Annotated in this window: 22 protein-coding genes; 8 read left to right on the top strand and 14 right to left on the bottom strand. The window is 65.1% G+C overall.

Going from position 1 to position 22,305, the window contains the following annotated elements; translation table 11 throughout:
- Positions 1-803: 803 nt before the first annotated feature.
- Entirely contained in the window at positions 804-1,262 is a 459-nt protein-coding gene (locus VC352_RS13795; protein ID WP_322980120.1) for a GNAT family N-acetyltransferase, read from the bottom strand.
- Positions 1,263-1,368: 106 nt separating this feature from the next.
- Here VC352_RS13795 and VC352_RS13790 point away from each other — a divergent pair, with 106 nt between their 5' ends.
- Positions 1,369-1,776 carry an SMI1/KNR4 family protein gene (locus VC352_RS13790; protein WP_322980119.1) on the top strand — a complete coding sequence of 136 codons (408 nt, stop codon included), beginning with the start codon at positions 1,369-1,371 and terminating at the stop codon, positions 1,774-1,776.
- 39 nt (positions 1,777-1,815) lie between these two features.
- On the opposite strand, the gene VC352_RS13785 is transcribed toward VC352_RS13790, so the two are convergent.
- The 3 genes from VC352_RS13785 to VC352_RS13775 form a co-directional block, all read right to left on the bottom strand.
- Entirely contained in the window at positions 1,816-2,496 is a 681-nt protein-coding gene (locus VC352_RS13785) for a HAMP domain-containing sensor histidine kinase (protein WP_322980118.1), read from the bottom strand.
- Positions 2,493-4,097, bottom strand: a complete 1,605-nt coding sequence (locus tag VC352_RS13780) for a response regulator (RefSeq protein ID WP_322980117.1) — start codon at positions 4,095-4,097, stop codon at positions 2,493-2,495. The genes VC352_RS13785 and VC352_RS13780 overlap by 4 nt, the downstream gene beginning before the upstream one ends.
- Positions 4,098-4,166: 69 nt before the next feature.
- Positions 4,167-4,817 (bottom strand): GntR family transcriptional regulator, encoded by a 651-nt coding sequence (locus tag VC352_RS13775; RefSeq protein ID WP_322980116.1) that lies wholly within the window; start codon positions 4,815-4,817, stop codon positions 4,167-4,169.
- A 240-nt stretch (positions 4,818-5,057) separates the two neighbouring features.
- On the opposite strand from VC352_RS13775, the gene VC352_RS13770 reads away from it, so the two are divergent.
- Entirely contained in the window at positions 5,058-6,449 is a 1,392-nt protein-coding gene (locus VC352_RS13770; RefSeq protein WP_322980115.1) for an aspartate aminotransferase family protein, read from the top strand.
- 138 nt (positions 6,450-6,587) lie between these two features.
- On the top strand, positions 6,588-7,955 hold the full coding sequence (locus VC352_RS13765; RefSeq protein WP_322980114.1) for a glutamine synthetase family protein: 1,368 nt from the start codon (positions 6,588-6,590) through the stop codon (positions 7,953-7,955).
- Between the two features lie 36 nt (positions 7,956-7,991).
- Here the strand turns inward: VC352_RS13765 and VC352_RS13760 are convergent, their stop codons facing one another.
- Entirely contained in the window at positions 7,992-8,699 is a 708-nt protein-coding gene (locus tag VC352_RS13760) for a tetratricopeptide repeat protein (protein ID WP_322980113.1), read from the bottom strand.
- Between the two features lie 104 nt (positions 8,700-8,803).
- Between VC352_RS13760 and VC352_RS13755 the strand changes: the two genes are divergently transcribed.
- Both VC352_RS13755 and VC352_RS13750 read left to right on the top strand, forming a co-directional pair.
- Positions 8,804-9,289: an acyl-CoA thioesterase gene (locus tag VC352_RS13755; protein ID WP_322980112.1), complete on the top strand. Its 486-nt coding sequence runs from the start codon at positions 8,804-8,806 to the stop codon at positions 9,287-9,289.
- Between the two features lie 65 nt (positions 9,290-9,354).
- A complete protein-coding gene (locus tag VC352_RS13750; RefSeq protein WP_322980111.1) occupies positions 9,355-10,878 on the top strand; it encodes a sensor domain-containing diguanylate cyclase in 1,524 nt (507 codons plus the stop codon).
- Positions 10,879-10,897: 19 nt separating this feature from the next.
- Here VC352_RS13750 and VC352_RS13745 read toward each other — a convergent pair whose 3' ends face one another.
- Complete coding sequence (locus tag VC352_RS13745) at positions 10,898-11,431, bottom strand: zf-TFIIB domain-containing protein (RefSeq protein WP_322980110.1); 534 nt, start codon at positions 11,429-11,431, stop codon at positions 10,898-10,900.
- Positions 11,432-11,557: 126 nt separating this feature from the next.
- Between VC352_RS13745 and VC352_RS13740 the strand changes: the two genes are divergently transcribed.
- Positions 11,558-11,950: a DUF3301 domain-containing protein gene (locus VC352_RS13740; RefSeq protein WP_322980109.1), complete on the top strand. Its 393-nt coding sequence runs from the start codon at positions 11,558-11,560 to the stop codon at positions 11,948-11,950.
- Between the two features lie 36 nt (positions 11,951-11,986).
- Here VC352_RS13740 and VC352_RS13735 read toward each other — a convergent pair whose 3' ends face one another.
- Together VC352_RS13735 and VC352_RS13730 are read right to left on the bottom strand one after the other, a co-directional pair.
- Positions 11,987-12,865, bottom strand: coding sequence for an alpha/beta hydrolase (locus tag VC352_RS13735; protein WP_322980108.1), 879 nt, complete (start codon positions 12,863-12,865; stop codon positions 11,987-11,989).
- A 36-nt stretch (positions 12,866-12,901) separates the two neighbouring features.
- Entirely contained in the window at positions 12,902-13,879 is a 978-nt protein-coding gene (locus tag VC352_RS13730; protein WP_322980107.1) for a CobW family GTP-binding protein, read from the bottom strand.
- Between the two features lie 84 nt (positions 13,880-13,963).
- On the opposite strand from VC352_RS13730, the gene VC352_RS13725 reads away from it, so the two are divergent.
- The gene (locus VC352_RS13725; protein ID WP_322980106.1) at positions 13,964-14,314 is read left to right on the top strand and encodes an NADH:ubiquinone oxidoreductase; all 351 of its coding nucleotides are present in this window, start codon (positions 13,964-13,966) and stop codon (positions 14,312-14,314) included.
- Between the two features lie 207 nt (positions 14,315-14,521).
- Here VC352_RS13725 and VC352_RS13720 read toward each other — a convergent pair whose 3' ends face one another.
- From VC352_RS13720 to dksA, 3 genes are read right to left on the bottom strand one after another with little or no spacing between them, the layout of a single operon-like run.
- Positions 14,522-15,166 (bottom strand): DUF1826 domain-containing protein, encoded by a 645-nt coding sequence (locus VC352_RS13720; protein WP_322980105.1) that lies wholly within the window; start codon positions 15,164-15,166, stop codon positions 14,522-14,524.
- The gene (zigA, locus tag VC352_RS13715; protein ID WP_322980104.1) at positions 15,166-16,374 is read right to left on the bottom strand and encodes a zinc metallochaperone GTPase ZigA; all 1,209 of its coding nucleotides are present in this window, start codon (positions 16,372-16,374) and stop codon (positions 15,166-15,168) included. Before zigA ends, VC352_RS13720 begins: the two co-directional genes overlap by 1 nt.
- A 13-nt stretch (positions 16,375-16,387) precedes the next feature.
- Complete coding sequence (dksA, locus tag VC352_RS13710) at positions 16,388-16,795, bottom strand: RNA polymerase-binding protein DksA (RefSeq protein WP_322980129.1); 408 nt, start codon at positions 16,793-16,795, stop codon at positions 16,388-16,390.
- 89 nt (positions 16,796-16,884) lie between these two features.
- Between dksA and folE2 the strand changes: the two genes are divergently transcribed.
- On the top strand, positions 16,885-17,775 hold the full coding sequence (gene folE2 / locus VC352_RS13705) for a GTP cyclohydrolase FolE2 (RefSeq protein ID WP_322980103.1): 891 nt from the start codon (positions 16,885-16,887) through the stop codon (positions 17,773-17,775).
- Positions 17,776-17,779: 4 nt separating this feature from the next.
- Here folE2 and VC352_RS13700 read toward each other — a convergent pair whose 3' ends face one another.
- From VC352_RS13700 to VC352_RS13690, 3 genes are all read right to left on the bottom strand, one after another.
- Positions 17,780-19,678 carry a DUF2207 domain-containing protein gene (locus VC352_RS13700; protein ID WP_322980102.1) on the bottom strand — a complete coding sequence of 633 codons (1,899 nt, stop codon included), beginning with the start codon at positions 19,676-19,678 and terminating at the stop codon, positions 17,780-17,782.
- Between the two features lie 116 nt (positions 19,679-19,794).
- The gene (locus tag VC352_RS13695; RefSeq protein ID WP_322980101.1) at positions 19,795-21,720 is read right to left on the bottom strand and encodes a DUF2207 domain-containing protein; all 1,926 of its coding nucleotides are present in this window, start codon (positions 21,718-21,720) and stop codon (positions 19,795-19,797) included.
- A 2-nt stretch (positions 21,721-21,722) separates the two neighbouring features.
- The gene (locus VC352_RS13690; protein ID WP_322980100.1) at positions 21,723-22,289 is read right to left on the bottom strand and encodes a LemA family protein; all 567 of its coding nucleotides are present in this window, start codon (positions 22,287-22,289) and stop codon (positions 21,723-21,725) included.
- Positions 22,290-22,305: the final 16 nt, after the last annotated feature.

Genomic DNA, 22,305 nt, shown 5'->3' with positions numbered 1-22,305 from the left:
GCTCCGACCCTCGCTCGCCCACGATCTGGAGATCTAGTCACTGGCGGTCTGGAGCAGGTGTGGAACAACTTACAAGTAACTTTTGCCCCGGATGGCCGGCCCGACAAAAGTAACCAAAACCCTCCGCCCGTTCATCCGGCCCTGGCTGCGCCAGGGTTCGCTCACTCCATCATCGTTCCAGAGGCCCGACCGGATGCGGCCCACCGACGGTGGGCCATCCCTGGCCCATCGCAGCTCTCGGCTTTGGCATCCTGCGTCGCTCTACCTCCTGCATCCCTGCAGTCGTCGCGACATCCATGTCGCTCAACCTCTTCCACGACGATTCCGTTCGCCCTCCTGGGCGGGCTCTGCACGCGCCTGAGCCTGCGGTAACTCAGGTGTAGCTGGGAGTGCTCTGGCAAGAGCAACAGCGAGCCGCTCTGGTCATCAAGTCAAACCCATAGTCTCAGGCGCGCGAATGGCCCCTTCAGGAGGGTGAGTGGAATCGTTGCGCAGAGGGGCGAGCGGCATGGATGCCGCGAGAGGCTTAAAGGGCCAGGGACGGCCCTTGTAAGCCGACCCTCGGAGCGACGATGGAGCGAACGAACCCCGGCGCAGCCGGGGCCGGATGATGGGGTGCGCTTTCTTTTGCTTACTTTTCTTTGCGCAGCTCAAAGAAAAGTGAGTCGCCCGAGGGGGCGAAACCCGGAATATCTGAATACACCGAAGCGGCGTCCGGAACGCCAAACACACAAACTAGCCAGTCCGGTATCACCTCTTTGCAAGGCGAAACACCATGCCCCATCGCGGATAAATCCGCTCCACTACACCGCCCGGCGCATGCCGATATGCGGGATGTCATCCTCCAGATACACCTCGGTCACCGCCTGAAACCCATACCGCCCGTAATAACCCTGCAGGTGCGCCTGCGCCGACAGATACACCGGCATACCCGGCCAACGCTGATGACACTCGACCAGCGCCCGCTCCATCAGCCGATGGCCCAAGCCCGAGCCACGCGCAGCCTCGGCGATCACCACACGGCCAATCACCACCTCACCGCCCATGCGCTGCGGATCGAGCAGGCGCAGATAGCCGACCAGCGCATCGTCCTGGCGCACCAGCAGGTGGCAGGTATCGCCGAGCAGATCCTGGCCATCGGTTTCCAGATAAGGGCATCGCTGTTCGACCACGAACACCTGGGTGCGCAGAGCCAGCAGCTCGTAGAGCGTGGCTGTGTCGAGTTCAGTGTGATGCAGGCAGTGCCAGGCAAGAGGCGACATGAGAGCGCTCCGCAAAAGAACGCAGTATGCCGTGACGCCGAGAGGTTTTCATTGCAGCGGCCAGCTACTGTATAAAGCCGATCCCACCTGACGAGGAGCCGATGCCGTGGAAGAAGTGATCGAACAGCTACGCGAACTCAACGAACCGGTACCCGTGCCGCTGGAGCTGCCGGACGAGGAAACCCTGGTGGAAATCCAGGAGCAGATCCTCATCCACCTGCCCTTCGAGCTGCGCGAATACCTGCTCAAGGTCAGCGACGTGGTGTACGGCCGCCTGGAGCCGGTGACCGCCAGCGATCCGCAATCGCACACTTATCTGCCCGAAGTCGCTTCGGTGGCCTGGGATCTCGGTCTGCCGCGCGATCTGGTGCCGCTGTGCCAGGACGGCCGCGACTACTACGCGGTGGACGTTGAAGGCCAGGTCTGGCTATGGGATGGCGACGAAGGCGAGCTGACCGACGAAAGCTGGGACTCGGTCTGGCACTGGTGCCGCGACGTCTGGCTGGAAAGCTGAGCGCGCGCCTGAAACCTGGCGGCGTGACGTTGCCAGGCCTCAGGGCAGATAGATGCGAAACTCGCCGCCACCGAGCGGGCCACCGTTGCTCAGTTCGACGCGCCCGCGACGGCCATCGCGCTGGTGCAATTGGGCGATGCGTGCGGCGAAATACAGGCCCAGGCCGGTGCTGCCGCTGCTCTGGCTGAGGCCGAGGATGTAGTCGCCCTGGCGCTCGAGCATGGCCTGTGGATAACCGGCACCATCGTCGTTGACGTACAGCAGCAACTCGCCGTCCTGTTCGCTGGCACTGATCAGCAGCGCGCTGCGCGCATAGCGGATGGCATTGGCGATCACGTTGCCCAGCACCGAGCCCAGCAGCTCCTGGTCGAAGAAGCCCATCAGATCGAATTCGCTGACCGCGCCGCGCGCCTGGATGCCACGGCTGTCGAGCACATCGTGATGGCGCGCCAGCTGCGCCTGGATGAAGTCGTCCAGCTCGTGATGGGCCGGGTACAGTGGCAGCTGATTGACCTCCAGTTTGTACAGGCCAAGCAACTGCACCAGCATGCCGTTCAGGCGGGCTGTTTCGTACTCGATCACGCCGCGCTCGGGTGTATGTTGCAGCTCGTCCGGCAGTTGCGCGAGCCAGCGCGCGTGGGCCTGGCCCAACTGCGCCAGGGAGTTCTTCATGTCATGCACGGTGGAGGCGATGATGGTACTGAGGTCGAGCCCGCTCATGTGTCGAATACCCTGCTGCGCAGTTGCTGGTAGCGCGCATGGCGCGCATCGCTGGGGGCGATCATGCGCACTCCGTCGAGACAGTTACGCGCTTCCTCGCGCCACTCGGACGAGGGTTGCGCGATGCCCAGGCGCAACAGCGACTGAGCGGTGTTGAGGGCGATGCTGATGTTCTTCGGTTGCAAGCCCAGCGCGCGGCGGAACAGCGCCAGCGCCTCGCCGACCTGGCCCTGCTTGTAGGCCTGTACGCCGCGGCGGTTGAGGTCGGTCGCCTCCTTGCTGGCGGCGAAAACGCTCGGGTCGTCGGTCAGCAGGCTGATCGATTCGAGGATCTTGGCGTCGTCACCGTAGACCTCCAGACAATCCTTGAGCAATTGGGTGCCGGCTTCCTTCTGGCCCAGTTGCTGGAGTTGCCCGACCAGGGTCAGGGCCACGTCCGCCGGCAGGAACTCGCCGAGCGTCTGCAGTTCGGCCGCCGCGTCTGCGGCTATCTGCGCAGCGCGCGCCGGCTCGCCAGCTTTCTGCAGGCTGCTCGCCTGCATCAGGCGACGGCGTACCTGGATAGCCTTGTCCACCGCATATTGCTGGCCCAGTTCGCTCAGCACCTGGGTGATCTCCAGTTGCGCCCGCTTGCCCAAGGTTTCCTCGCCCGCACTGGCCATCAGCGCCTGGCTCAGCGCCAGGTAGTTTTCCGGACTCTTCAGGCGCGAATTCTTGCCCTGCTCCACCGCGCTGCGATAGGCCTTGGTGGCACTCTCGAAGTCTTCGTTGTGCATCGCCAGCTTGCCCAGTTGCATCTGCCGGCGCATGGCCAGCGGCGAGATGCGCACGGCATCCTCGAGCACCTGCTGCGCTCGCTTGGCCTCGCCCTGCTGTTCCAACACGGCGGACAAACCATCGTACAGGCCAGGTTGCATGGGGAACGCCTTGAGGCCTTGTTCGAAGATTTCCTTGGCGCGCGGCAGATCGCCACGCTCGTGCAGCAGAGCACCCAGCGCCTGGTAAGCCCAGGGCATGGCGCGGTCGGCCAGCACCGCCTGCAGCAATTGTTCGAGCTCCTGATGGCGCCCCAGGTCGCGCAAGGCACCGGCCTTGTACTTCAGGCACAACGGCTGCAGGCGCCTGTCCTGCTTGGACAGCGCATCGCAGGCATTGAGCACCTCGGCCGGGTTACGCTTGTCGAGCGCCTGCAGCACAGGCTTGAGCAGGGTCTTGCGCTCCACCAGCTTGTCCAGGCGCTGCACCAGGCTGGCCTGGTTGAACGGTTTGGTCAGGTAGGCATCCGGCTCGTGCTCGAGCAGGCTCAGCACCATGGCCTGGCTGCTCTCGGCGGTGACCATGACGAAGATGCATTGATTGCTGATCAGCCGCGCCGCATGCAGCTCTTCCAGCGTCTGTAGGCCGTTCTTGCCGGCCCCCAGGTTGTAGTCGTGGAGGATGATGTCGTAGCGCTTGTGCCGGCACATGGCGATGGCCTGTTCGCCACGGTCGGCCATGTCCACGTCCCGGACGCCCATCTCGCGCAGCATCGCCTTGACCGAATTGCGGAAGTCGGAAAAGTCGTCGACGATCAGAAACCGCTTGGCGCTGTAATCCGACATGAAGCCATCCCTTAGTTAGCTGGCCGCGGATTATAGGGCAGCCAGCCTGCACAGCGTGATAGCCACTTGCTACCGCGCTTGCTCCAGTTCCAACAGGTTGAGCAAAAAGCGCGCGAAGTACACGAGATCCTGCTCCATGGCATGACGAGCGGCCTTGGCATCGCCGGCCTCGATGGCGGCGAACGCGTCCTCATGGAAGTCATTGAGGCGCAGCGACAGATCGGCCTCGGTGAACAGGCGATTCAAGAACGGTCCGACCTGCAACCAGAGCGTCTCGATCGAGCGCACCAGCACCGGGTTGCCGCAGGCACCATATAGATGGAGGTGAAACTGGCTATTGGCGTCCAGGTAGGCCTGCACCTGGCGCTGCTCGATGGCTTGATCCATACGCTGCACACAGTCTCGCAGGGTGGCCAGGTCGGCCTGGCCCAGGCGCGGCGTGGCCAGTTCAACGGCGAGTCCTTCCAGTGCCAGGCGTACCTGAAAGATGTGTTCGTAACGCTGGCGTGTCATCGCCGGCACCCGCACCGAGCGTTGCTGCTCGCCTTCCAGCGCGCCCTCGGCTACCAGCCGCTGCAACGCGGCGCGTACCGGCATGGGGCTGGTACCCCACTGCGCAGCCAGGTCGCGGATCTTCAACGCCTGGCCAGGCTGGAAGCGCCCCGCCAGCAGGGCCTCGCGGATACGTTGATACAGCTGTTCCTGCAGATTGTCGCTCATGGTTTCAACGTCCCTTTGGCGGTGCAGGAAGCTGGGACAAGGTGAGCAGGCAGTCGCGCATGAGATTCTCCATTGGACGAAGACCAGGCTGACAGGAACGAGTGATGTCCGATCGTCAGCCCTGATTTTTTGTGATCACATAACCAGTCAAATACTAACTCATATTGGTTCTATGGCGACATATTGCGATTTCTGTGATCACAAAATATGATGTGCGGAAATTCGAACGAGGTGTTCAACATGACTTCCAGTGGTATCGCCCCAACCGCCGTGGAAACCTTCGCCGCCCGTGAGCGTGAGCGTTTCCTCGAACGTAACCCGAAATCGGTGGCCCTGGCCGAGCGCGCCCGTCACTCGCTGTACGGCGGCGTACCGATGCACTGGATGGCCGACTGGTCGACGCCGGTACCGCTGTTCGTCGAACGCGCCAAGGGCGCGCGCTTCTTCGACGTGGACGGTCATGAGTACGTCGATTTCTGCCTGGGCGACACCGGCACCATGTTCGGCCACTCGCCCGACCCGGTGGCCCGCGCCCTCGCCGAGCAGGCCAACAACGGCCTGACCACCATGTTGCCCGGCGAGGATGCCGTGGTCTGTGGCGAGCTGCTGGCCAAGCGCTTCGGCCTGCCCTACTGGCAGGTGACCGCCACCGCTACCGACTCCAACCGCTACGTGCTGCGCTGGGCGCGCGCGATTACCCAGCGCAAGACCCTGCTGGTGTTCGACGGCTGCTACCACGGCACCGTCGACGACGTGATGGTGCGCGAGCGTGACGGCAAGACCGTGCACCGCTCCGGCCTGGTCGGTCAGGCTTATGACCTGACCGAACACAGCCGCGCCATTCCCTTCAACGATATCGAGGCGCTGGAAGCAGCGCTGGCTCAAGGCGATGTCTGCGCCCTGCTCTGCGAGCCGGCGATGACCAATATCGGCATGGTGCTGCCCGATCCGGGCTTCATGCAGAAATGCCGCGAGCTGACGCGCAAGTACGGCAGCCTGCTGATCATCGACGAAACCCACACCATCTCCACCGATATCGGCGGCTGCACCCGGCTGTGGGGCCTGGATCCGGACTTCTTCGTAGTCGGCAAGCCCATCGCCGGCGGTGTACCCTGCGGCATCTTCGGCTGCAGCGCGGCGATGGCCGATGCCATGACCCAGGCCCGCCAACGCGCCAGCGCAGAAAGCCACGGTCACGGTCACAGCGGCATGGGTACCACCCTGTCGGCCAACGCCCTGGCCATGCACTGCATGCGTGCCAACCTGGAACAGGTGATGACCCAGGCGGCCTACGACCACATGCTGCCGCTGGCCGCTCGTCTGGCCGAGGGCTTCCGCGGGTTGATCGGCAAACACGACCTGAAGTGGTCGGTGACCGAGCTGGGCGCGCGTTGCGAATTCCAGTTCTGCTCCACGCCGCCGCGCACTGGCGCCGAGGCCGAAGCAGCGTTCCATGACGAGCTGCAGATGGCCCTGCACCTGTACCTGATCAACCGCGGCATCCTGATCACGCCGTTCCACAACATGACCCTGTGCTGCCCGAGCACCACGGCCGAGGATGTGGACAAACTGATCGCCATGCTCGACCAGGCGCTCACCGAGCTGCTGGCCATCCCCGGCGCCCGTGAGTAAGCCGTAGGGTGGATCGGGGCGCGTAGCTGACGCTTTATCCATCCACCACGCACGGTGAAGCGGTGGATGAAAAGAGCGTCATCCACCCTACGCCCCTCCCACAGAATCAGCTACGCCCCCCTTTTTGCGAGAACCACCATGCAATTCGCCAACCCCCAAGAAGCGCGTGACTTCCTAGAACGCCACCCCGAGGTGCGCAGCATCGAGCTGATGCTGATCGACGCCAACGGCATCCCACGCGGCAAGCTGCTGCACCGCGACGAGTTGCTGGCCATCTACGAGAACGGCCGGCCGCTGCCCAGTTCCATCCTGTCGCTGACCATCCAGGGCGAGGACGTCGAGGAAAGCGGCCTGGTCTGGGAAGTGGCCGACGCCGACTGCTGGACGTATCCGCTGCCCGGCAGCCTCACCCTGCAACCCTGGCGCGCGGTGCCCACCGGGCAGTTGCAGGTGAGCATGCACCCGACCCAGGGCCTGCCGGCCACGCCGGGCGACCCGCGCCACGTGCTGGTGCGCGCCATCGAGGCGCTCAAGGCAGACGGCTACCACCCGGTGATGGCGGTAGAGCTGGAGTTCTACCTGCTCGACAAGCAACGCGACGCCAATGGCCGTCCGCAGCCAGCCGTGCAGATGAACGGCGTGCGCCCGCAGGCACCACAGGTCTACGGCGTGTACGAGCTGGAGCAGGTGCAGCCGTTCCTTGACGACCTCTACGCCGCCTGCGAGGTGCAGGGCCTGCCAGTGCGCACGGCGATCTCCGAATACGCGCCGGGCCAGTTGGAGCTGACCCTGGAGCACCGCTTCGATGCGCTGCAGGCCGTAGACGAAGGCGTGCGCTACAAGCGCCTGGTCAAGGGCGTGGCCAACAAACACGGCTTGCAGGCCTGCTTCATGGCCAAGCCGTTCGGCGACCTGGCTGGCAGCGGCATGCACATGCACGTGTCGCTGGCCGATGCCGAGGGCAACAACCTGATGGCCAGCGAAGATCCCCACGGCACTCCACTGCTGCGCCATGCCATCGGCGGCATGATGGCCACGCTCAACGATGCCCTGGCGATCTTCTGCCCCAACGCCAACTCTTTCCGCCGCTTCCAGGCCAACAGCTACGCGCCGCTGGCCAAGAGCTGGGGCGTGAACAACCGCACCGTGTCGTTCCGCGTGCCAGGCGGGCCGGCCAACAGCCGCCACGTCGAACACCGCATCTGCGGCGCCGACGCCAACCCCTACCTGGCGGCAGCGGCGATCCTCGCCGGTATCCACAAGGGCATCCGTGAGCAGATCGATCCGGGGGCGGCCATCGTCGGCAACGGTTATGAACAGGCCCGCGAAACCCTGCCCACCGACTGGCTCACCGCCCTGCGCAACCTTGAAGGTTCAAGCTGGGCGAGCGAAGCACTGGGCGAGGACTTCCTCAAGGTATTCCTGGCGATCAAGTGGGCCGAGTTCCGCCAGTTCATGGGGGAAGTGGGCGAGCAGGATTGGCGCTGGTATCTCAATCACGCCTGACATCATGCCCCGGTAGCGCAAGCTACCGGGGCATGCTCAACGCACCTTGATGTAATCACCTGCCACGCTGATGCCGGCGCCGCCGTAGTTCTGGCAGCCCTCAGCGAACACCTCCAGCACACGCAGCTCGATACCTTCACGCAACAACTGCACCGCACAATCGCTGTTCGGGCCAGCATCCTGCAGACGCATTTGCACCGCATCGCCTTCCAGCTTGCCCTCCAGCCCGCCAATAGCGGCTGGGCCGTATTCCTCCACCCGCGCGCCGGCGCGTAACGGCGAAAAGCTGGCGCGGTAACCGCCCTGTGGATCAGGCGTGATCTCCACCTCGCTCCACACGGCCTGGCCGCCGTAGCGCAGATAGCGCCCTACCGGGCTGGCAGCCAGTGCCTGGTAATCCAGCGCTTCGGCCACCTTGGTCAGATGCAGACGCGTCGAAGAACCGCTGAGGTTATTGTCCAGCGCCACCTCTAGACAGGCACGCGCCATCCCCGCATCGCCAGCGCGCAGATGGGTCAGGATGAGATTGTTCAGCGCCAGTTCGAACTGTGCCGTATCACTGCCTTCGGCACGTCGTAACTGACGCTCGAATGCCTCGATGGCCTGCTTATAACGCCCAGACTGGTAGGCCGCACTGCCGACCTGGTTGCATTGCACCGCGGTGGCACATTCTTCGGTCGCCTGCGCGGTAACGATGAGCCCCAACGCCAGGGTCGGCAGCAGATGTTTCGAACAGATAGGCATGGATAGCATCCTTGCAACGAAAAATGGCGAGTTTAGTTCGAATCTTGCATCTCCAGGGCTCGCTGGCCTTACTCTCACAAGCCCTACACGTACTCGGAGCGACAATGGAAGCCGGAACTGCACACCTGACGATGACCGTCCTGATGACGCCGGACATGGCCAACTTCTCCGGCAATGTCCACGGTGGCACCTTGCTGAAGTACCTCGACGAAGTGGCCTACGCCTGCGCCAGCCGCTATGCCGGCTGCTACGTGGTGACCCTGTCGGTGGATCAGGTGATGTTCCGCGAGCCGATACACGTCGGCGAACTGGTCACCTTTCTCGCCTCGGTCAACCATACCGGGCGCACCTCGATGGAGATCGGCATCAAGGTGATCACCGAGAACATCCGCGAGCGCTCGGTGCGCCACACCAACAGCTGCTTCTTCACCATGGTCGCAGTGGATGACCAGGGCCGCCCGGTGCCGGTGCCGGAACTGCAGCCAGACAGCCCTGACGGCCTGCGCCGCCAGCGCCAGGCCAAGCAGCGCCGGCAGATTCGCGAGGAGCTGCAGCAGCGTTATCGGGCGTTGAGCGAGGAAAAAGCCTGACCACAGAGACAGCATTACAGGGCACTGGCAGAATGCCGTAATCGTCCTGCCAGTCGGCCTGGGTCATGGAAACGCTCTACTTCTCCCCACTGTTGCTGGGCATCAACCTGATGCTAGGCAGCGCGATCGCCAGCACCGCCCTGTGGCACTTCGCGCGCCCCTATCGCGGCCCGGGCGTGTGGATGAGCGGTGCCTGGCTGCTCAACCTCGGCATCTGGCTGTTCATGGGCTACATGGCCAGTGGCAGCCCATGGCTGAACATCGCCGGCAATGCCCTGCAACTGGCCGGCGAAGCCTTGCTGATGGTCGGCGTGTTCCGCTTCCTGGGGCTGCCGCCACCGTGGTGGACGGTACCGGCCAGCGCCGGTGCGATGAGCCTGGTGATGAGCTGGCACTGGTTCGTCGCGCCGATCAACACCGAGTTCGTCGTCACCCTCTACGCACTGATCGGCGGGCTGCTGCCAATCCAGGCCTGCCGCGCCCTGTGGGTCGCCCGTGAGGAGCCGGAACTGCGCGGCGTACGCCGTTTCGTCGCCCTGGCCTTCGCCGGTTTCGCCCTGATTACCCTGCTGCGCGCCCTGCTCGGCCTGATCGATGGCCTGCAGGGCATCGAGCACGTCGACGTGACCCGCTCGGTGCCCTACCTGCTGCCCTACAACTTCGGTATTCCGCTGTGGGTGATCGGCCTGGTCGGCCTGGCGCTGATGACCATGCGCCGCATCCTGATCGACAGCCGCCGCCACTCCGCACAAGCCGAAAACAGCGCCGAGCGTTTCGAGCGGCTGATGCGTATCACCCAGGCCGGCGTGGTGGTGCTGGAGCGCGGCCGCATCGTCGACGCCAACCCGATGCTGGAGACGCTGTTCGCCCGTTCTCGCGAGCATCTGCTCGGCACGGAGTTGCAAAGCCTGTTCGCCCCTGCCGAGCAGACGCGCATCGAAGAGCTGCTGGGCCGTGCCGACGGCCAGCCGCATGACCTCGATGCCCTGCGCGACGCCGTACCCTTCGCAGCCGAAATCAGCATCGCCCAGTTGCGTGAGGACGGCCGACAGGTCGCCGAGATCCGTGATGTCAGCCGGCGCAAGGCGCTGGAGCAACAGTTGCTGCACCTGGCCACCACCGACCCACTGACCGAGGCATTGAACCGCCGCGCGTTCGAAGAGCGTGCCGGCCAGGCGCTACAGCGCAGCCAACGGCAGAACCTTCCGCTATGCCTGGCGATGCTCGATCTGGATCACTTCAAACAGGTCAACGACCGCCACGGCCATACCACCGGCGACGCGGTGCTGCGTGAATTCAGCCAGCTCTGCCGGGAGCAGGCGCGCGCGACCGACCTGTTCGCCCGTATCGGCGGGGAGGAGTTCGTTCTGCTTCTACCCGACAGCGATCTGCAGGCCGCCGCCCAAGGCCTGGAGCGCCTGCGCACGAACCTGGCCGAGCGCAATCTGCAGGGACTGCACATCAGTGTCAGCATCGGCCTGGCCGAGCGGCGCCCTGGCGAAACCCTGGAGCAGATGCAGCAACGCGCCGACACGGCGCTCTACGCCGCCAAGGCCGCCGGCCGTGATCGCCTGATGCGGGCGACATGAGCCGGCGCGCGTCACACCCTCAATCGTGACCGATGTAGAACAGCAGTTCACGGCGCTGCGGATGATCCTTGAGCCAGGCGCGGATCTCGTCGGCGCGGGCGATGGCCTCTGCGCCAGCGATGCGGCTGAAGCGCTCGCGCCGCGCCTCTTCGCTGGCCTGCTGACGTACTTGGCGCTGCCAGGCTTCGGTAAAGATCGCCGGCATCTTGTGGCTCAACTCCAGCGCCTTGAGCAACTGCCATTCGCCACTGTCGAGCCAGGCTTCGTCGCAAGTACCGCAGAGGTCGAGGCGGTTGGCGCGGGTGCCGCTGATCTGGAACTTGCTCATCAGCTTGGCGCACTTGGGGCAGCTCAGCGCGTGGCTGGTTTCACCGACCTCGGCCTGGGCGACCAGCTCGGCAGACGCCTCGGCAGCCGGCTGACGCTCGGCCCAGTCGCGGTAATGCAGCAGGCTGACCAGCGTGCCCGAGCACTGCGGGCAGCCATGGCCAAGCAGGCCATCTTCGAGTTTGGCCGCTTGCAGGCGAGCGGTACGGCAGGCGGGGCAATGCATGAGGCTGACATCCTTTTCAGAGTTGGGTGGGCGAACGCTAGTGCACAGCCGACGCACGGGCAAGTGGCTATGCTGAGAACTGCGAGGTAGATAGGCTAAGCTCTGCCTCCCGGAGCCGGAGTCACCATGATCAACCTGTTCGATGTCTTCCTGCTGATGCTGTTTGCCGCCGCCTGCGCCTGGCTGTGGCGCGGCCATGGCATTCGTGAGCGGGCGCTGGCGGCGGCCAAGCAGCATTGCGCCAGGCTCAATGTGGAATTGCTCGATGGCGCCGTGGCGCTGCGCCGCCTGGCCATCCAGCGCGATGCCAAGGGCCATCGGCGCCTGGCGCGGCTCTACGACTTCGAGTTCACCGTCACCGGCGAGCAGCGCCTGCGCGGGCATATCTGCATGTTCGGCCCGCATGTCGGCCGCATCGAGCTGGAGCCGCACCCGATACTGGAGCCGCAACCCGAGCCGGTGTCGGTGCAGACTCGCGACAATGTGATCCGCCTCGAAGACTGGCGTCGCAAGGCATAACCCGCGCGGGTGGCGGGTTGCACCCGCCCTACTCGCTCAGCTGCGCTGCAACAGGAAGTCCGCGACCCGTGCCGCGCTGTCGGCCGGCTGCTCCTGCATGAAACAGTGCCCACCCGGCACCGCCTGACTGCGCACATGCGCGTTACTCGCACACCAACGCGCCACCGAACGGGCGACGAAGGGATAGGTGGTTGTGCCGTAAATCACCTCGGTGGGCGTCACGATCTTCGCCAGCGACGGCCACAGGCGACGCGGGAAGGAGCCGAAGATATCCGCCTCACGGCTGGGCCGACATTTGAGCTCGACACCCTCCTCGACATCCTTCAGCGCGTGCTCGATATAGGCGTCGAACGCGGCTTCGTCCCAGCCCCGGAACATGCCGCGGCCATGCAGAGCGGCATGTGCACTGGCGCGATCCGGCCACTGTCGGCGGCGCTTCTGGGCCCGCTTGGCGAGGCCGGTACGCTGCGCCAGGCCAACCACGTCGGACAGCGCCATGACCCCGATCATCGCCGGGCCGAACAGCACCGGGTCGAGCAGTACGGCGCGGCGGAACAACTCGGGATGGCGCGCCAGGATCAGGCTGGTGAGCACCCCACCGAAGCTGTGGCCCAAGGCAAAACGCGGCACCTCACCGAACGGCCCGCGCAGGGCCTCGAAAGCCTCCACCGCCAGCTCGGCGCTGCGATTCCAGCCATGGAAGCGGCCGCCATGGTCACTGTCGCCGTGGCCCTGCACGTCGCACAGCCAGAGGTCGAAGTCCTCGGCCAACCGCGCCAGCATCGGCGTGTAGACGCGCCCGCAATAGCCGTTGCCGTGCAGAAAATGCAGCAGCGGCTTGCCCGAGGGCGGCGTATACCAGCCGCGCAGGGTGAAACCGGCAGAGGTGTCGTGAGACCAGGGCAACAATTGCATCAGGGTTATCCACAGCGAGGAACGCCGGCGAGTGTATCAGCCAGCCGGGGCGATTCGGCAGGCAGCGAAGGCCGCGCCGAGGGCTTCGGCGTCCTGCGCCTGGTCGAAGATCAGTTCCAGCCGCGAGTCCTTGCGCCACTCGCTGGCCCCCCAGTCCTGGCGGACTTGTCCATGCAGCGCATTGAGCGAACGCCAACCCTCGGCGCCGTGCAGCACGGCCTTGGCGCGGCGCCAGGCCAGGCTCTGCAACCACCGTTCCACCCGAGCCAGATCGAAGCACTGGCTCGGGTGCCAGCGCCAACCGATGCTCCAGCCTTCAGGCTGGATCTGCACCTGGCAGATCGGCTCGGCGGCGTTGTGCCAGATCTGCGCCAGGGCTGGCGCAGTTGTGGATAACTCGACCGCCCCCTGTGCGGGCAAAGCCGGCGCGCTCAGCCCCGGCAGCAAGGCCAGGTCGAGCCGCCCCTGTTCCGTCCAGTACAGCGGCACGGATGGCAGATCCCCGGCAATCCGCGCTCGCGTCTCGGCGTCCAGCCCGGCGCTCTTGTTCAACAGCAGCAGGCCGGCCTCGTCCAGTGCCTGTTGCTGTACCTCAGGCAACGGCTCGCCCGCCGCCAACGCAGCAGCATCCAGTACCAGCACGGCCGGTTGCACGGCCAATACGCCGCGCCAGGGCGGCTGACGCAATTGCGCCAGCAGCTGTGCCGGATGGCCCAGACCGGACGGTTCGATCAGCAGGCGGTCGGGCCGGGTCTTGCGCAGCAGACGACCGAGGCCGACCTGAAACGGCGCACCGTTGACGCAACACAGGCAGCCGCCGGCCACCTCGGCCAGGGCGATACCGTCTTCGCCGCGCTCGAGCAGGGCCGCGTCCAGGCCGATCTGGCCGAATTCGTTGATCAGCACCGCCCAGCGTTCGTCCGCGGGCTTCTGCGCCAACAGATGGCGGATCAGACTGGTCTTGCCGGCGCCCAACGGGCCGGCGATCAGGTGGGTGGGGATTTGACTGAGCATGGCGCTATGGTCGGCGCTTCACTGCACAGACTGCAACGGGCAGGCATGCTAGATTCGCCGGCAATTTTTGATGGAGCTCGTACGATGCGTGCATGGCTGTTGCTGTTCTCCGTGCTGCCAGGCCTGGCCCTGGCCGAGGCCTGTGTGGTGCGCAGCCACGCCGAGCGTCTGGACGTAAAGGTCTGCCAGCAGAACCACAACATCCCCACCACGCTGTTTCGCGAAGGTTTCTGCCAACCGCAATTGCAGGGGCAGAAGGTCGAAGTGGAGTTCGTCGAGCAGTGCCCGACCGGCGCCTTTGGCGTGTGCCAGGATGCCCATGTCGGCAGCGGTCTGTACCGACAGGATATCCACTACTACGGCGTGGCCGGCGATGCCGTCTACCTGCAGCCGGCCTGCACCGGCCAGTATCAGGGTAAATGGATCAAGCCCTGAGCCACTTCGTGTAACCCGCCATTCCCGGCCTGGCGGGTTGCACCCGCCCTACGTGGCAACCCTGACATCAAAGCGTCACCAAACGAGCGCCTAATGAGTGCGGGTACCTCACACCCCTAGTGTCGAGACACGTATCGACATGATCTCTTGGTGCTTAAGGCCGGGGCAGTTGCTCCGGCCTATTTTTTTGCACCTCAGCCTATGGCCTTAAGCCAACCAATCCAGCGTCAGCAGCAAACGTCGCTGCCCGGCGGGCGGTTGCGGCGAACGATGGATCAATCCGCGCCCTTCGTTGCCATGCCATTTCTCGCCCTTGGCCAACGCGACATGGCCGCTATCAAGACGCTGGATCAACGCCTCGTCCTGCGGCTCTGCACCCGGCTGGCCGAGCTTGATGCGCGGCATCACGCCCTCCGCCAGCCAGTCGCTGCCGACACCGGCATAGCTGGTGATCAGCCGCAGCGGCACGTGGTCGACGTGAAAGCGCGGGCACATGGCCTTGTCCAGCGCACGCAAACGCAGGCCGATGCGTTGGGCGTCGAGCAGGCAGGCATAGGCGCGCACCAGCCAGGCCACGTCAGCGAGAAAGGCCGCCTGGCCGGGCAGGTCGGCGTACTGAGCCACCAGGCCGGTGAGATTCGGCTCGCTGTCCGCATGCGCCAGTTCCAGGGTGAGGGATTGCGCCAGCGGTTCGTTCTGCGCCAGTAACGCTTCGGCGAAGTCGGCGATCTGCGCCGGCAGGCGGCGCTGCCAGACGGCCAGGTTGACGCCGTCGTGCAGCACCTCGCCCAGCACCTGAATGTCCTCGCCCAGCACCTGGCGCGGTGCGGGCGGCAGTTTAAGGGCGAACATCAGGCCGCCTCCTCCTGCTGCCAGGAACCGAAGGGGTCGGCGAGCAGGCGCCAGGCTTCAGGGCCGCCGGCCATCTCCGCATCGGTGAGCAGGCAGTCATCCAGCTCGCGCACCAGGCGAGCAAAGTCGATGTTCTGGCCGATAAACACCAGCTCCTGACGGCAGTCGCCCACATCGGCGTTCCAGTGCTGCATGACGGCCTGCAGGCCCTCTTCATCCTGCGGCCAATGCTGCTTGGGCACGAAGCGCCACCAGCGCCCGGCCAGGCCATGGCGCATCAGCCCGCCGGCCTGCGACCAACTACCGGCTTCCTGATACTTGCTGGCCAGCCAGAAGAAGCCCTTGGAACGCAGCAAGCGACCATTCGTCCACTCCTGCGAGAGGAAGTCGAAGAAGCGCTGCGGATGGAACGGCCGACGTGCCCGATAGGCGCTGGAGGCGATGCCGTACTCCTCGGTTTCCGGCACGTGCTCGCCGCGCAGCTCCTTGAGCCAGCCCGGCGCCTGCGAGGCGCGGTCGAAGTCGAAGCGGCCGGTGTCGAGGATCTTGTCCAAAGCGATCTGGCCCATGCTCATGGCCTGGATGTCGGCGTGGGTATTGAGGCCGCGCAGAATGGCCATCAGCTCCTCGCGCTCGGCCTGGCTGATCAGGTCGATCTTGCTGATGAGGATGACATCAGCGAACTCCACCTGCTCGATCAGCAGGTCGGTGATCGAGCGCTCGTCCTCCTCACCGAGGGTTTCGCCACGGCTGGCCAGGCTGTCGGCGGCATGAAAGTCGTGCAGGAAGTTCACCCCGTCGACCACCGTGACCATCGTGTCGAGGCGCGCCAGGTCGGACAGGCTGCGGCCCTGCTCGTCGCGGAAGGTGAAGGTCTCGGCCACCGGCAGCGGTTCGCTGATGCCGGTGGACTCGATCAGCAGGTAGTCGAAACGGCCATCGCTGGCCAGGCGCGCGACCTCTTCCAGCAGGTCTTCACGCAGGGTGCAGCAGATGCAGCCGTTGCTCATCTCCACCAGCTTCTCTTCGGCGCGGTTGAGGCTGACGTCGCGCTGCACTTCGCTGCCGTCGATGTTGATTTCGCTCATGTCGTTGACGATCACCGCGACCTTGAGGCCGTCGCGGTTCTTCAGCACATGGTTGAGCAGGGTGCTCTTGCCGGCGCCGAGAAAGCCGGACAGCACGGTAACGGGTAGACGCGGGTTCATGGGTATTCCTCGTTCAGTCACGGTCACGCTGATGTTTTTCGCGCTGCTCCTGCCGCTCCTTGGCTTCGATGCACAGGGTCGCGGTGGGGCGCAGCAAGAGGCGTTTCAGGCCGATGGGTTCGCCGGTCTCGGCGCACCAGCCGTATTCGCCACGCGCCAGGCGTTCGAGCGCCTGGTCGATCTTGTCCAGCAGCTTCTTTTCCCGCTCCAGCAGGCGCAGTTGCCACTGGCGCTGCTCCTCGGCGGCACCGATATCGGCGACGTCGCTGCTGGTATCGGGCTGGCGCAGCTCGGTGAATTCATCGTCGATGCGCGCCTGCAACTCGGCACGCTGGGCCAGCAGCAGCGCGCGGAAGAATTGCTGCTGGGTGTCGTTCATGTACGCGTCGGCCGGCTGGGCCAGCAGCTCGACTTGGGTCAGTACGGTCATCGGGATCATGGCAAATCGGCTGGCTTGTTTTAATTGTTATAACATAACATTAAGCTCTGCAACCAACCCACGGATTTGCGATGAACGATCTTCCCCTGCCCGATATCGCTGCTCAGCCCACTCATCACGACCTGCCGCTGGACTGGGTCGGCATGGCGGGTATCACCCTGCCCATCCGTTTGGGTGACGCGGCCGTGACCGCTCGCCTGGACATTGGCGTCAGCCTCGACGACGCCGGCGCACGCGGCATTCACATGTCGCGCCTGTACCTGGCAGCGCAGCGGCTGGTGCATCAGCAATTGAACGTACCGGCCGTGCTGCAGGTGCTGGATGAGTGCCTGGGCAGCCACCAGGCGCTGTCCGACAGCGCCTCCCTCACGCTGCACGGCGAGGTGCCGCTCGAACGCCCGGCGCTGGTCAGCCCGCTCAGTGGCTGGAAAACCTACCCCTTCGAGCTTCGTGCGCGCCAGGACGGACGCGGCGTGAGCATCGAGCTGCAGGTCGAGGTCACCTACTCGTCCACCTGCCCCTGCTCGGCGGCGCTGGCACGGCAGTTGATCCAGCAGCGCTTCATCGATGACTTCCCTGAACGCCAGGCCGATTACATCGAAGTGCTCGACTGGCTCGGCTCGACCCAGGGCATCGTCGCCACCCCGCACAGCCAGCGCAGCACCGCGACGCTAGAAGTGAGACTGACCCAAGATTGCCTCCACCTGCCGCTGCTGGCCCTGATCGACAGCGCCGAACAGGCCCTCGGCACGCCGGTGCAGACGGCAGTTAAGCGCGCCGACGAACAGGCCTTCGCCCTGGCCAACGGGCAGAACCTGATGTTCTGCGAAGACGCCGCACGGCGCCTGCACCGCGCCCTGCGCGAATTGCCGCAAGTCAACGCCTTCCGCCTCAAGGTCGTCCACGCGGAAAGCCTGCACGCCCACGATGCGGTGGCAGAGAGCCGCTGGAACTGGAGCTGAAGGCCTACCAGCCCCCACCACCGCCACCACCCGCGCCACCGCCCGACGAGCCGCCGCCATGGGATGCGGACGAACTGGAGCCGGAACCACCGCCACCAGAAGGGGAAAAGTCATCGGAAGAGCGCGGCGCCTGCGGCGGCGTCGACGAGCTCATCAGCATCCGATCCAGATTCCAGGCCAGGCTGTGCGCCGCGCCTGAAGCCATCATCTGCGTGAAGGCCTGCGGCTGATAGTCCACCTCCACCGGGGCCAGGGTGCCCTTGCGCAGTTCGTAGGTGAAACGCTCGGTCCACTGCCGTTCGACGCCCAGCGCCATCGCGTAGGGCAGGTGTCGCTCGTAGTGCGCGATGCTCATGACCGGTGCCTGGCCGGCTTTATCCAGCACGTCCTTTTCGGCCAGGCTGAGGTACTCGCGATAGCCCTCCAACTCGTCGAGCAGACGCCGCCCGGCGATGCTGGGCGCGCGCAGGAGTGTGCGCGCTACCATCACGATGAAGAAGAGAATCAGGCACAGCAGCACGGCCGGGCCGCCCACCTGACTCGCGGCACAGATCGCCAGAACCAGCATGAGGAGCACGAGCAATACGCCCGATCCGGCCAACGACACTCCCCACGTGCCCAACGCGACGCCCACCACCATCAACCAGAATGCATTGCTCGTCGCAGCGGAATCCGCAGGCGTGGTCACCAGCGAGATGAAGCTGGCGACGAAGGCGAAGCACACGCCGATCAGCCATTCACCGGTGTGGCGGTTGAAGTTGTTCTGCTCGATGACCTCGAAACTCCGCAGCAAACCATCCAGCGCCGTGGTCAGGCGCGGTTCATAGCGGTTGCTCAGGGTCAGCGAGCCATCCTCGCTGGCAATGAGCGCGTTGAGCACCCGCCGCTCGTCTTCACGAATGGCGTCCCCTGGCGCCTCTGCTCGGGTCAGCAGCAGGCCTTCGGCGTTGCGCTGCAAACGCAGCCAGCCGCGAATCGCCAGGTCGGTGAGCATGATGCTCAGCGCCCGCACCCCACGCGGATCGCCTGCCGGGCCGCGATGCCAGACGTAGCCGGCCATGGCCGGGCTGATACCTCTGGGCAACTCAAACAATGGAATCACCAGCCCTTTGCGTGGGCCTCTGCCGATCGTCCACCACAGATAGAGATAGAACCCGACCAGGCCGACGCACACCAGTAGCGAGAGGATGTCGCGCAGGTTGTCGATGACCAGTCGCAGCAGGTTCTGCCACCAGCTCGGCCGGCTCACCAACCCGGCCGGCCAGGCGGTAGCGACGGTGAAGCCTTCACCCACCTTCAGCTCGCGCGTGGTCACCAGACGCAGGCGATGGCCCTTCTGCTCGACCACCTTATAAGCCCCTTCTCGCGAACCGCGGTAGCCGGTATAGGCATGAGCGGCCTCGATCTGCGCGCCCTCCGGCAGCAACACCTCGACGCTGGCCTGGCGAATCGGCAGCCGCCAGTCGTTGCCGGTGACGTTCCAGTAGAGCTCATCGACACGGGCGTGAAACTGCAGTTGCGCATCCATGCGGTAGGTCAGTTCGTAGACATAGGGGCCGGGCTGCAGCCGAACATCGGCACGCCCCAGCCGCAGACGCACGCCGTGCTCCAGCGCCTGCTGGGTGACGCTTTCCGGCTGCCCGTCACGCGTGGCCGAGATCAGCGTCAACGGCGTGCTGCGCAGCAGCCCCTTGCCCAGGCTGTAGCGCGTGGGGATGTCGCGATAGATACCGCGCGATATCTGCTGCCCTTCGGCGATGACGGCGATGCGCTCGGTCACCAGCACCTCGCCACTGGGCTCGACCTGCAGACGCACGTCATAGCTCTGAATGGCCTCTTCGGCCTGCGCACCGCAGACGCAGAAACAGCACAGCAACAGCAGAATTCGCAGTCTTCCTGACATGACCCTCTCCTTGGCACTCACAATCGCCGGCCGGGCGAATCGAGGCGGCACCCTACTCCGGTCGGCGCGACAGAAAAAGCGAACGCCGCACATCCACGACATTCGTCAGGGGATCGTTACCAACCCCCACCTCCGCCGCCACCACCGCCTCCGCCCGAGGAACCACCACCGGACGAGCCGCCACCGTCCGAAGAACTGCTCGATGGCGGCGAAGAGGCCAAAGCCGTGGCGCTGGCAAGACCAGCAGCCAGCGCACCGCTCAGCGCCTGCGGCGAGCTGTAGCTGCTGCGACTGTGATACCAGCTCGGTTGATAGTCGCGCTGCGCCGGGTCGATCAGGCCGTTGGCCAGGGCTTCGCTGAAGCGCGCGCTCCACTTGTCCTCCACGCCCAGGGCCATGGCGAAGGGCAAGTGGCGCTCGTACAGGGCAATGCTCATCGCCGGGGCGTCACCGGCCAGCGCCAGGGCATCGCGCTCGGCCAACTGCAGGTAATTGCGATAGCCTTCCAGCGCATCGAGCAGGCGCCGCCCCTCCTGGGTCGGCGCCGGCAACAGGTAAAAAAACACCACCACCAGCACCACATAAGCGACGACGAGCAACAGCGCCGGAACCGACAACGCCGCCATCATCATCAGCCCCACCGGTACCGGCCAGCCGAACATAAACACCACCAGGTACAACCCCATCTGCTTGCCGAAGCTGGGTTGGTGGCGCGCCATGTTGAACACGATCAAAGTCGGCACGCCAAAGCCCAGGCTGAACACCAGCCCGGCCAGCCCGGCGGCCCAATCATCGCCACCCTGCCCGCTCAGGAGCACGATGGCGACACAGGCCAGTGCGGCCCACACCAGCCCCCAGGCCCAGATGCCACGATTATTGGCGAACCAGGCCTTGCCCTGCTCGCCCAATTGACTGCTCAGCCCAGCCACCGCGTCCGCCAGACGCGGCTCGTACTGGGTGCCAATGGTCAGTGCGACACCGTCCTTGTTGGCCGGGAACAGACGCTTGCGCAGGTCGCGGTCAAGCTCGCTCATCTCGCTACCGGCGCCCTGGTCGCGGGCCAAGCTGAAGCCACCGCCGTGCGCTTTGTCCTCGATGTGCAGGTGCTTGCGGATGGCCATGTCGGTGAGCCATACGCTGAAGGCCTGTGCCTCGCCGAAAGCCCCGCGCAACCCGCGATGCCAGAGGTAGCCGGCCTGCACCGCGCTCATGCCCTGCGGCGCCTCGAACAGCGGGATGATCACGCCCTTCTCCGGGTCGCGGCCGACACGGTTCCAGGCGCGCAGGTAGAACAGCAGCAGGCCGATCAGCAACACGGCACCAATGCCCACGCCGAGATTGTCCAGCAGCGCGCGGCTGGCGTTCTGCAGCATGCCAGGCCGTGGCACCAGTCCAGCCTGCCAGTCCACCGCCACGGTCAGGCCGTGATAGGCCGGCAGCACAGCGGTCGTAGCTAGACGGAGCACATCATCGCGCTGTTCGAGTGTCTGGAAATCCTTGCCCTGGTCGCCTTGGGCGCCGGTGTAAGCGGCCCATTGACCGATCCGCGCACCTGACGGCAGGCGTACTTCGACCGAAGCCTGGCGGATGGGGAACACCCAGCCGTTGCCGGTGACGTTCCAGTACAGCTCGTCCGTCTCGGCGTGATGCAGCAAGGCACGCTCGACCCGATAGCGCAGCTCGTAGCGATGACGCCCTGGCTCCAGCAGTACGTCCGGAGAACCGAGATAGAAACGTATCCAGGCGCCGTTACGCTCACGACGAACCGACTCGGGCCGGCCATCGCGGGTCACGCCCAGCAGGCTGATCGGGCTGCTTTGCTCCAGCCCCATCGGCAATGCATAGCCAACCGGCAAATCGCGGTAGATGCCGCGTCGAATGTCCCGACCCTCGGCGCGCACGGTGATGCGCTCGGTCACCAGTAAATTACCGTCGGCCTCGACCTGCAGGCTCACGGAGAAATCCTCGATGGCCTCCTGCGCCGACACCAGTGCGGGCAACAGGCAGGCAATCAGCAACAGGCTGCGCAACCATCCTTGCATGCTCAAAACTCCATCTTCGGCGATTGGCTCTCACGCGGATCGTCCAGCGTGAAGTAGTCGGCCTGAGTGAAGGCGAACAGCCGGGCCACCAGGTTGCTCGGCACCGACTCCACCAGCACATTGAGCTCGCGCACCGCCCCGTTGTAATAACGCCGTGCCATCTGGATATGGTTCTCGACCTCGCTGATGTTGCTCTGCAACTCGCGAAACTGCTCGTCGGCCTTGAGTTCGGGATAGGCCTCGACCAAGGCGAACAGCTGGCGCAACTGGCTACTCAGTTGCGCTTCGACCGGCGCGCGCTCGCCCAGCGGCGAGTCGGCCAGTTGCACAGCGCGCGAACGCTCCTGCACCAGCGCCTCGAGCGTGCTCTGCTCGTAATTCATGTACTGGCGCACGCACTCCACCAGCGCCGGAATCAGGCTGGAGCGGCGCTTGAGCTGCACATCGATGCCGCTGGCGGCTTCGGCCACACGATGACGATTGAACACCAGGCGGTTGTAGTAGAAGACCGTCGCGCCGCCGAGCACCAGCAGCGCGCCCACCAGCCACCAAAATCCTGAAACCTGCATAGCCTCTCCCTGATTG

This window comes from Pseudomonas sp. C11 (genome assembly GCF_034683865.1).
Lineage (GTDB): Bacteria > Pseudomonadota > Gammaproteobacteria > Pseudomonadales > Pseudomonadaceae > Aquipseudomonas.
The sequence above is the reverse complement of the archived record's forward strand: the minus strand, read 5'-3'. Positions and strand labels throughout refer to the sequence as shown.

Coding starts and splice junctions, on each gene's coding strand:
- VC352_RS13760 (WP_322980113.1), bottom strand. CDS start 8,699: ATGCCTATCTGTTCGAAACATCTGCTGCCGACCCTGGCGTTGGGGCTC.
- VC352_RS13750 (WP_322980111.1), top strand. CDS start 9,355: ATGGAAACGCTCTACTTCTCCCCACTGTTGCTGGGCATCAACCTGATG.
- folE2 (WP_322980103.1), top strand. CDS start 16,885: ATGAACGATCTTCCCCTGCCCGATATCGCTGCTCAGCCCACTCATCAC.
- VC352_RS13745 (WP_322980110.1), bottom strand. CDS start 11,431: ATGCATTGCCCCGCCTGCCGTACCGCTCGCCTGCAAGCGGCCAAACTC.
- VC352_RS13775 (WP_322980116.1), bottom strand. CDS start 4,817: ATGAGCGACAATCTGCAGGAACAGCTGTATCAACGTATCCGCGAGGCC.
- VC352_RS13785 (WP_322980118.1), bottom strand. CDS start 2,496: ATGAGCGGGCTCGACCTCAGTACCATCATCGCCTCCACCGTGCATGAC.
- zigA (WP_322980104.1), bottom strand. CDS start 16,374: ATGAACCCGCGTCTACCCGTTACCGTGCTGTCCGGCTTTCTCGGCGCC.
- VC352_RS13690 (WP_322980100.1), bottom strand. CDS start 22,289: ATGCAGGTTTCAGGATTTTGGTGGCTGGTGGGCGCGCTGCTGGTGCTC.
- VC352_RS13735 (WP_322980108.1), bottom strand. CDS start 12,865: ATGCAATTGTTGCCCTGGTCTCACGACACCTCTGCCGGTTTCACCCTG.
- VC352_RS13765 (WP_322980114.1), top strand. CDS start 6,588: ATGCAATTCGCCAACCCCCAAGAAGCGCGTGACTTCCTAGAACGCCAC.
- VC352_RS13725 (WP_322980106.1), top strand. CDS start 13,964: ATGCGTGCATGGCTGTTGCTGTTCTCCGTGCTGCCAGGCCTGGCCCTG.
- VC352_RS13700 (WP_322980102.1), bottom strand. CDS start 19,678: ATGTCAGGAAGACTGCGAATTCTGCTGTTGCTGTGCTGTTTCTGCGTC.
- VC352_RS13695 (WP_322980101.1), bottom strand. CDS start 21,720: ATGCAAGGATGGTTGCGCAGCCTGTTGCTGATTGCCTGCCTGTTGCCC.
- VC352_RS13740 (WP_322980109.1), top strand. CDS start 11,558: ATGATCAACCTGTTCGATGTCTTCCTGCTGATGCTGTTTGCCGCCGCC.
- VC352_RS13730 (WP_322980107.1), bottom strand. CDS start 13,879: ATGCTCAGTCAAATCCCCACCCACCTGATCGCCGGCCCGTTGGGCGCC.
- VC352_RS13720 (WP_322980105.1), bottom strand. CDS start 15,166: ATGTTCGCCCTTAAACTGCCGCCCGCACCGCGCCAGGTGCTGGGCGAG.
- VC352_RS13795 (WP_322980120.1), bottom strand. CDS start 1,262: ATGTCGCCTCTTGCCTGGCACTGCCTGCATCACACTGAACTCGACACA.
- VC352_RS13770 (WP_322980115.1), top strand. CDS start 5,058: ATGACTTCCAGTGGTATCGCCCCAACCGCCGTGGAAACCTTCGCCGCC.
- VC352_RS13755 (WP_322980112.1), top strand. CDS start 8,804: ATGGAAGCCGGAACTGCACACCTGACGATGACCGTCCTGATGACGCCG.
- VC352_RS13780 (WP_322980117.1), bottom strand. CDS start 4,097: ATGTCGGATTACAGCGCCAAGCGGTTTCTGATCGTCGACGACTTTTCC.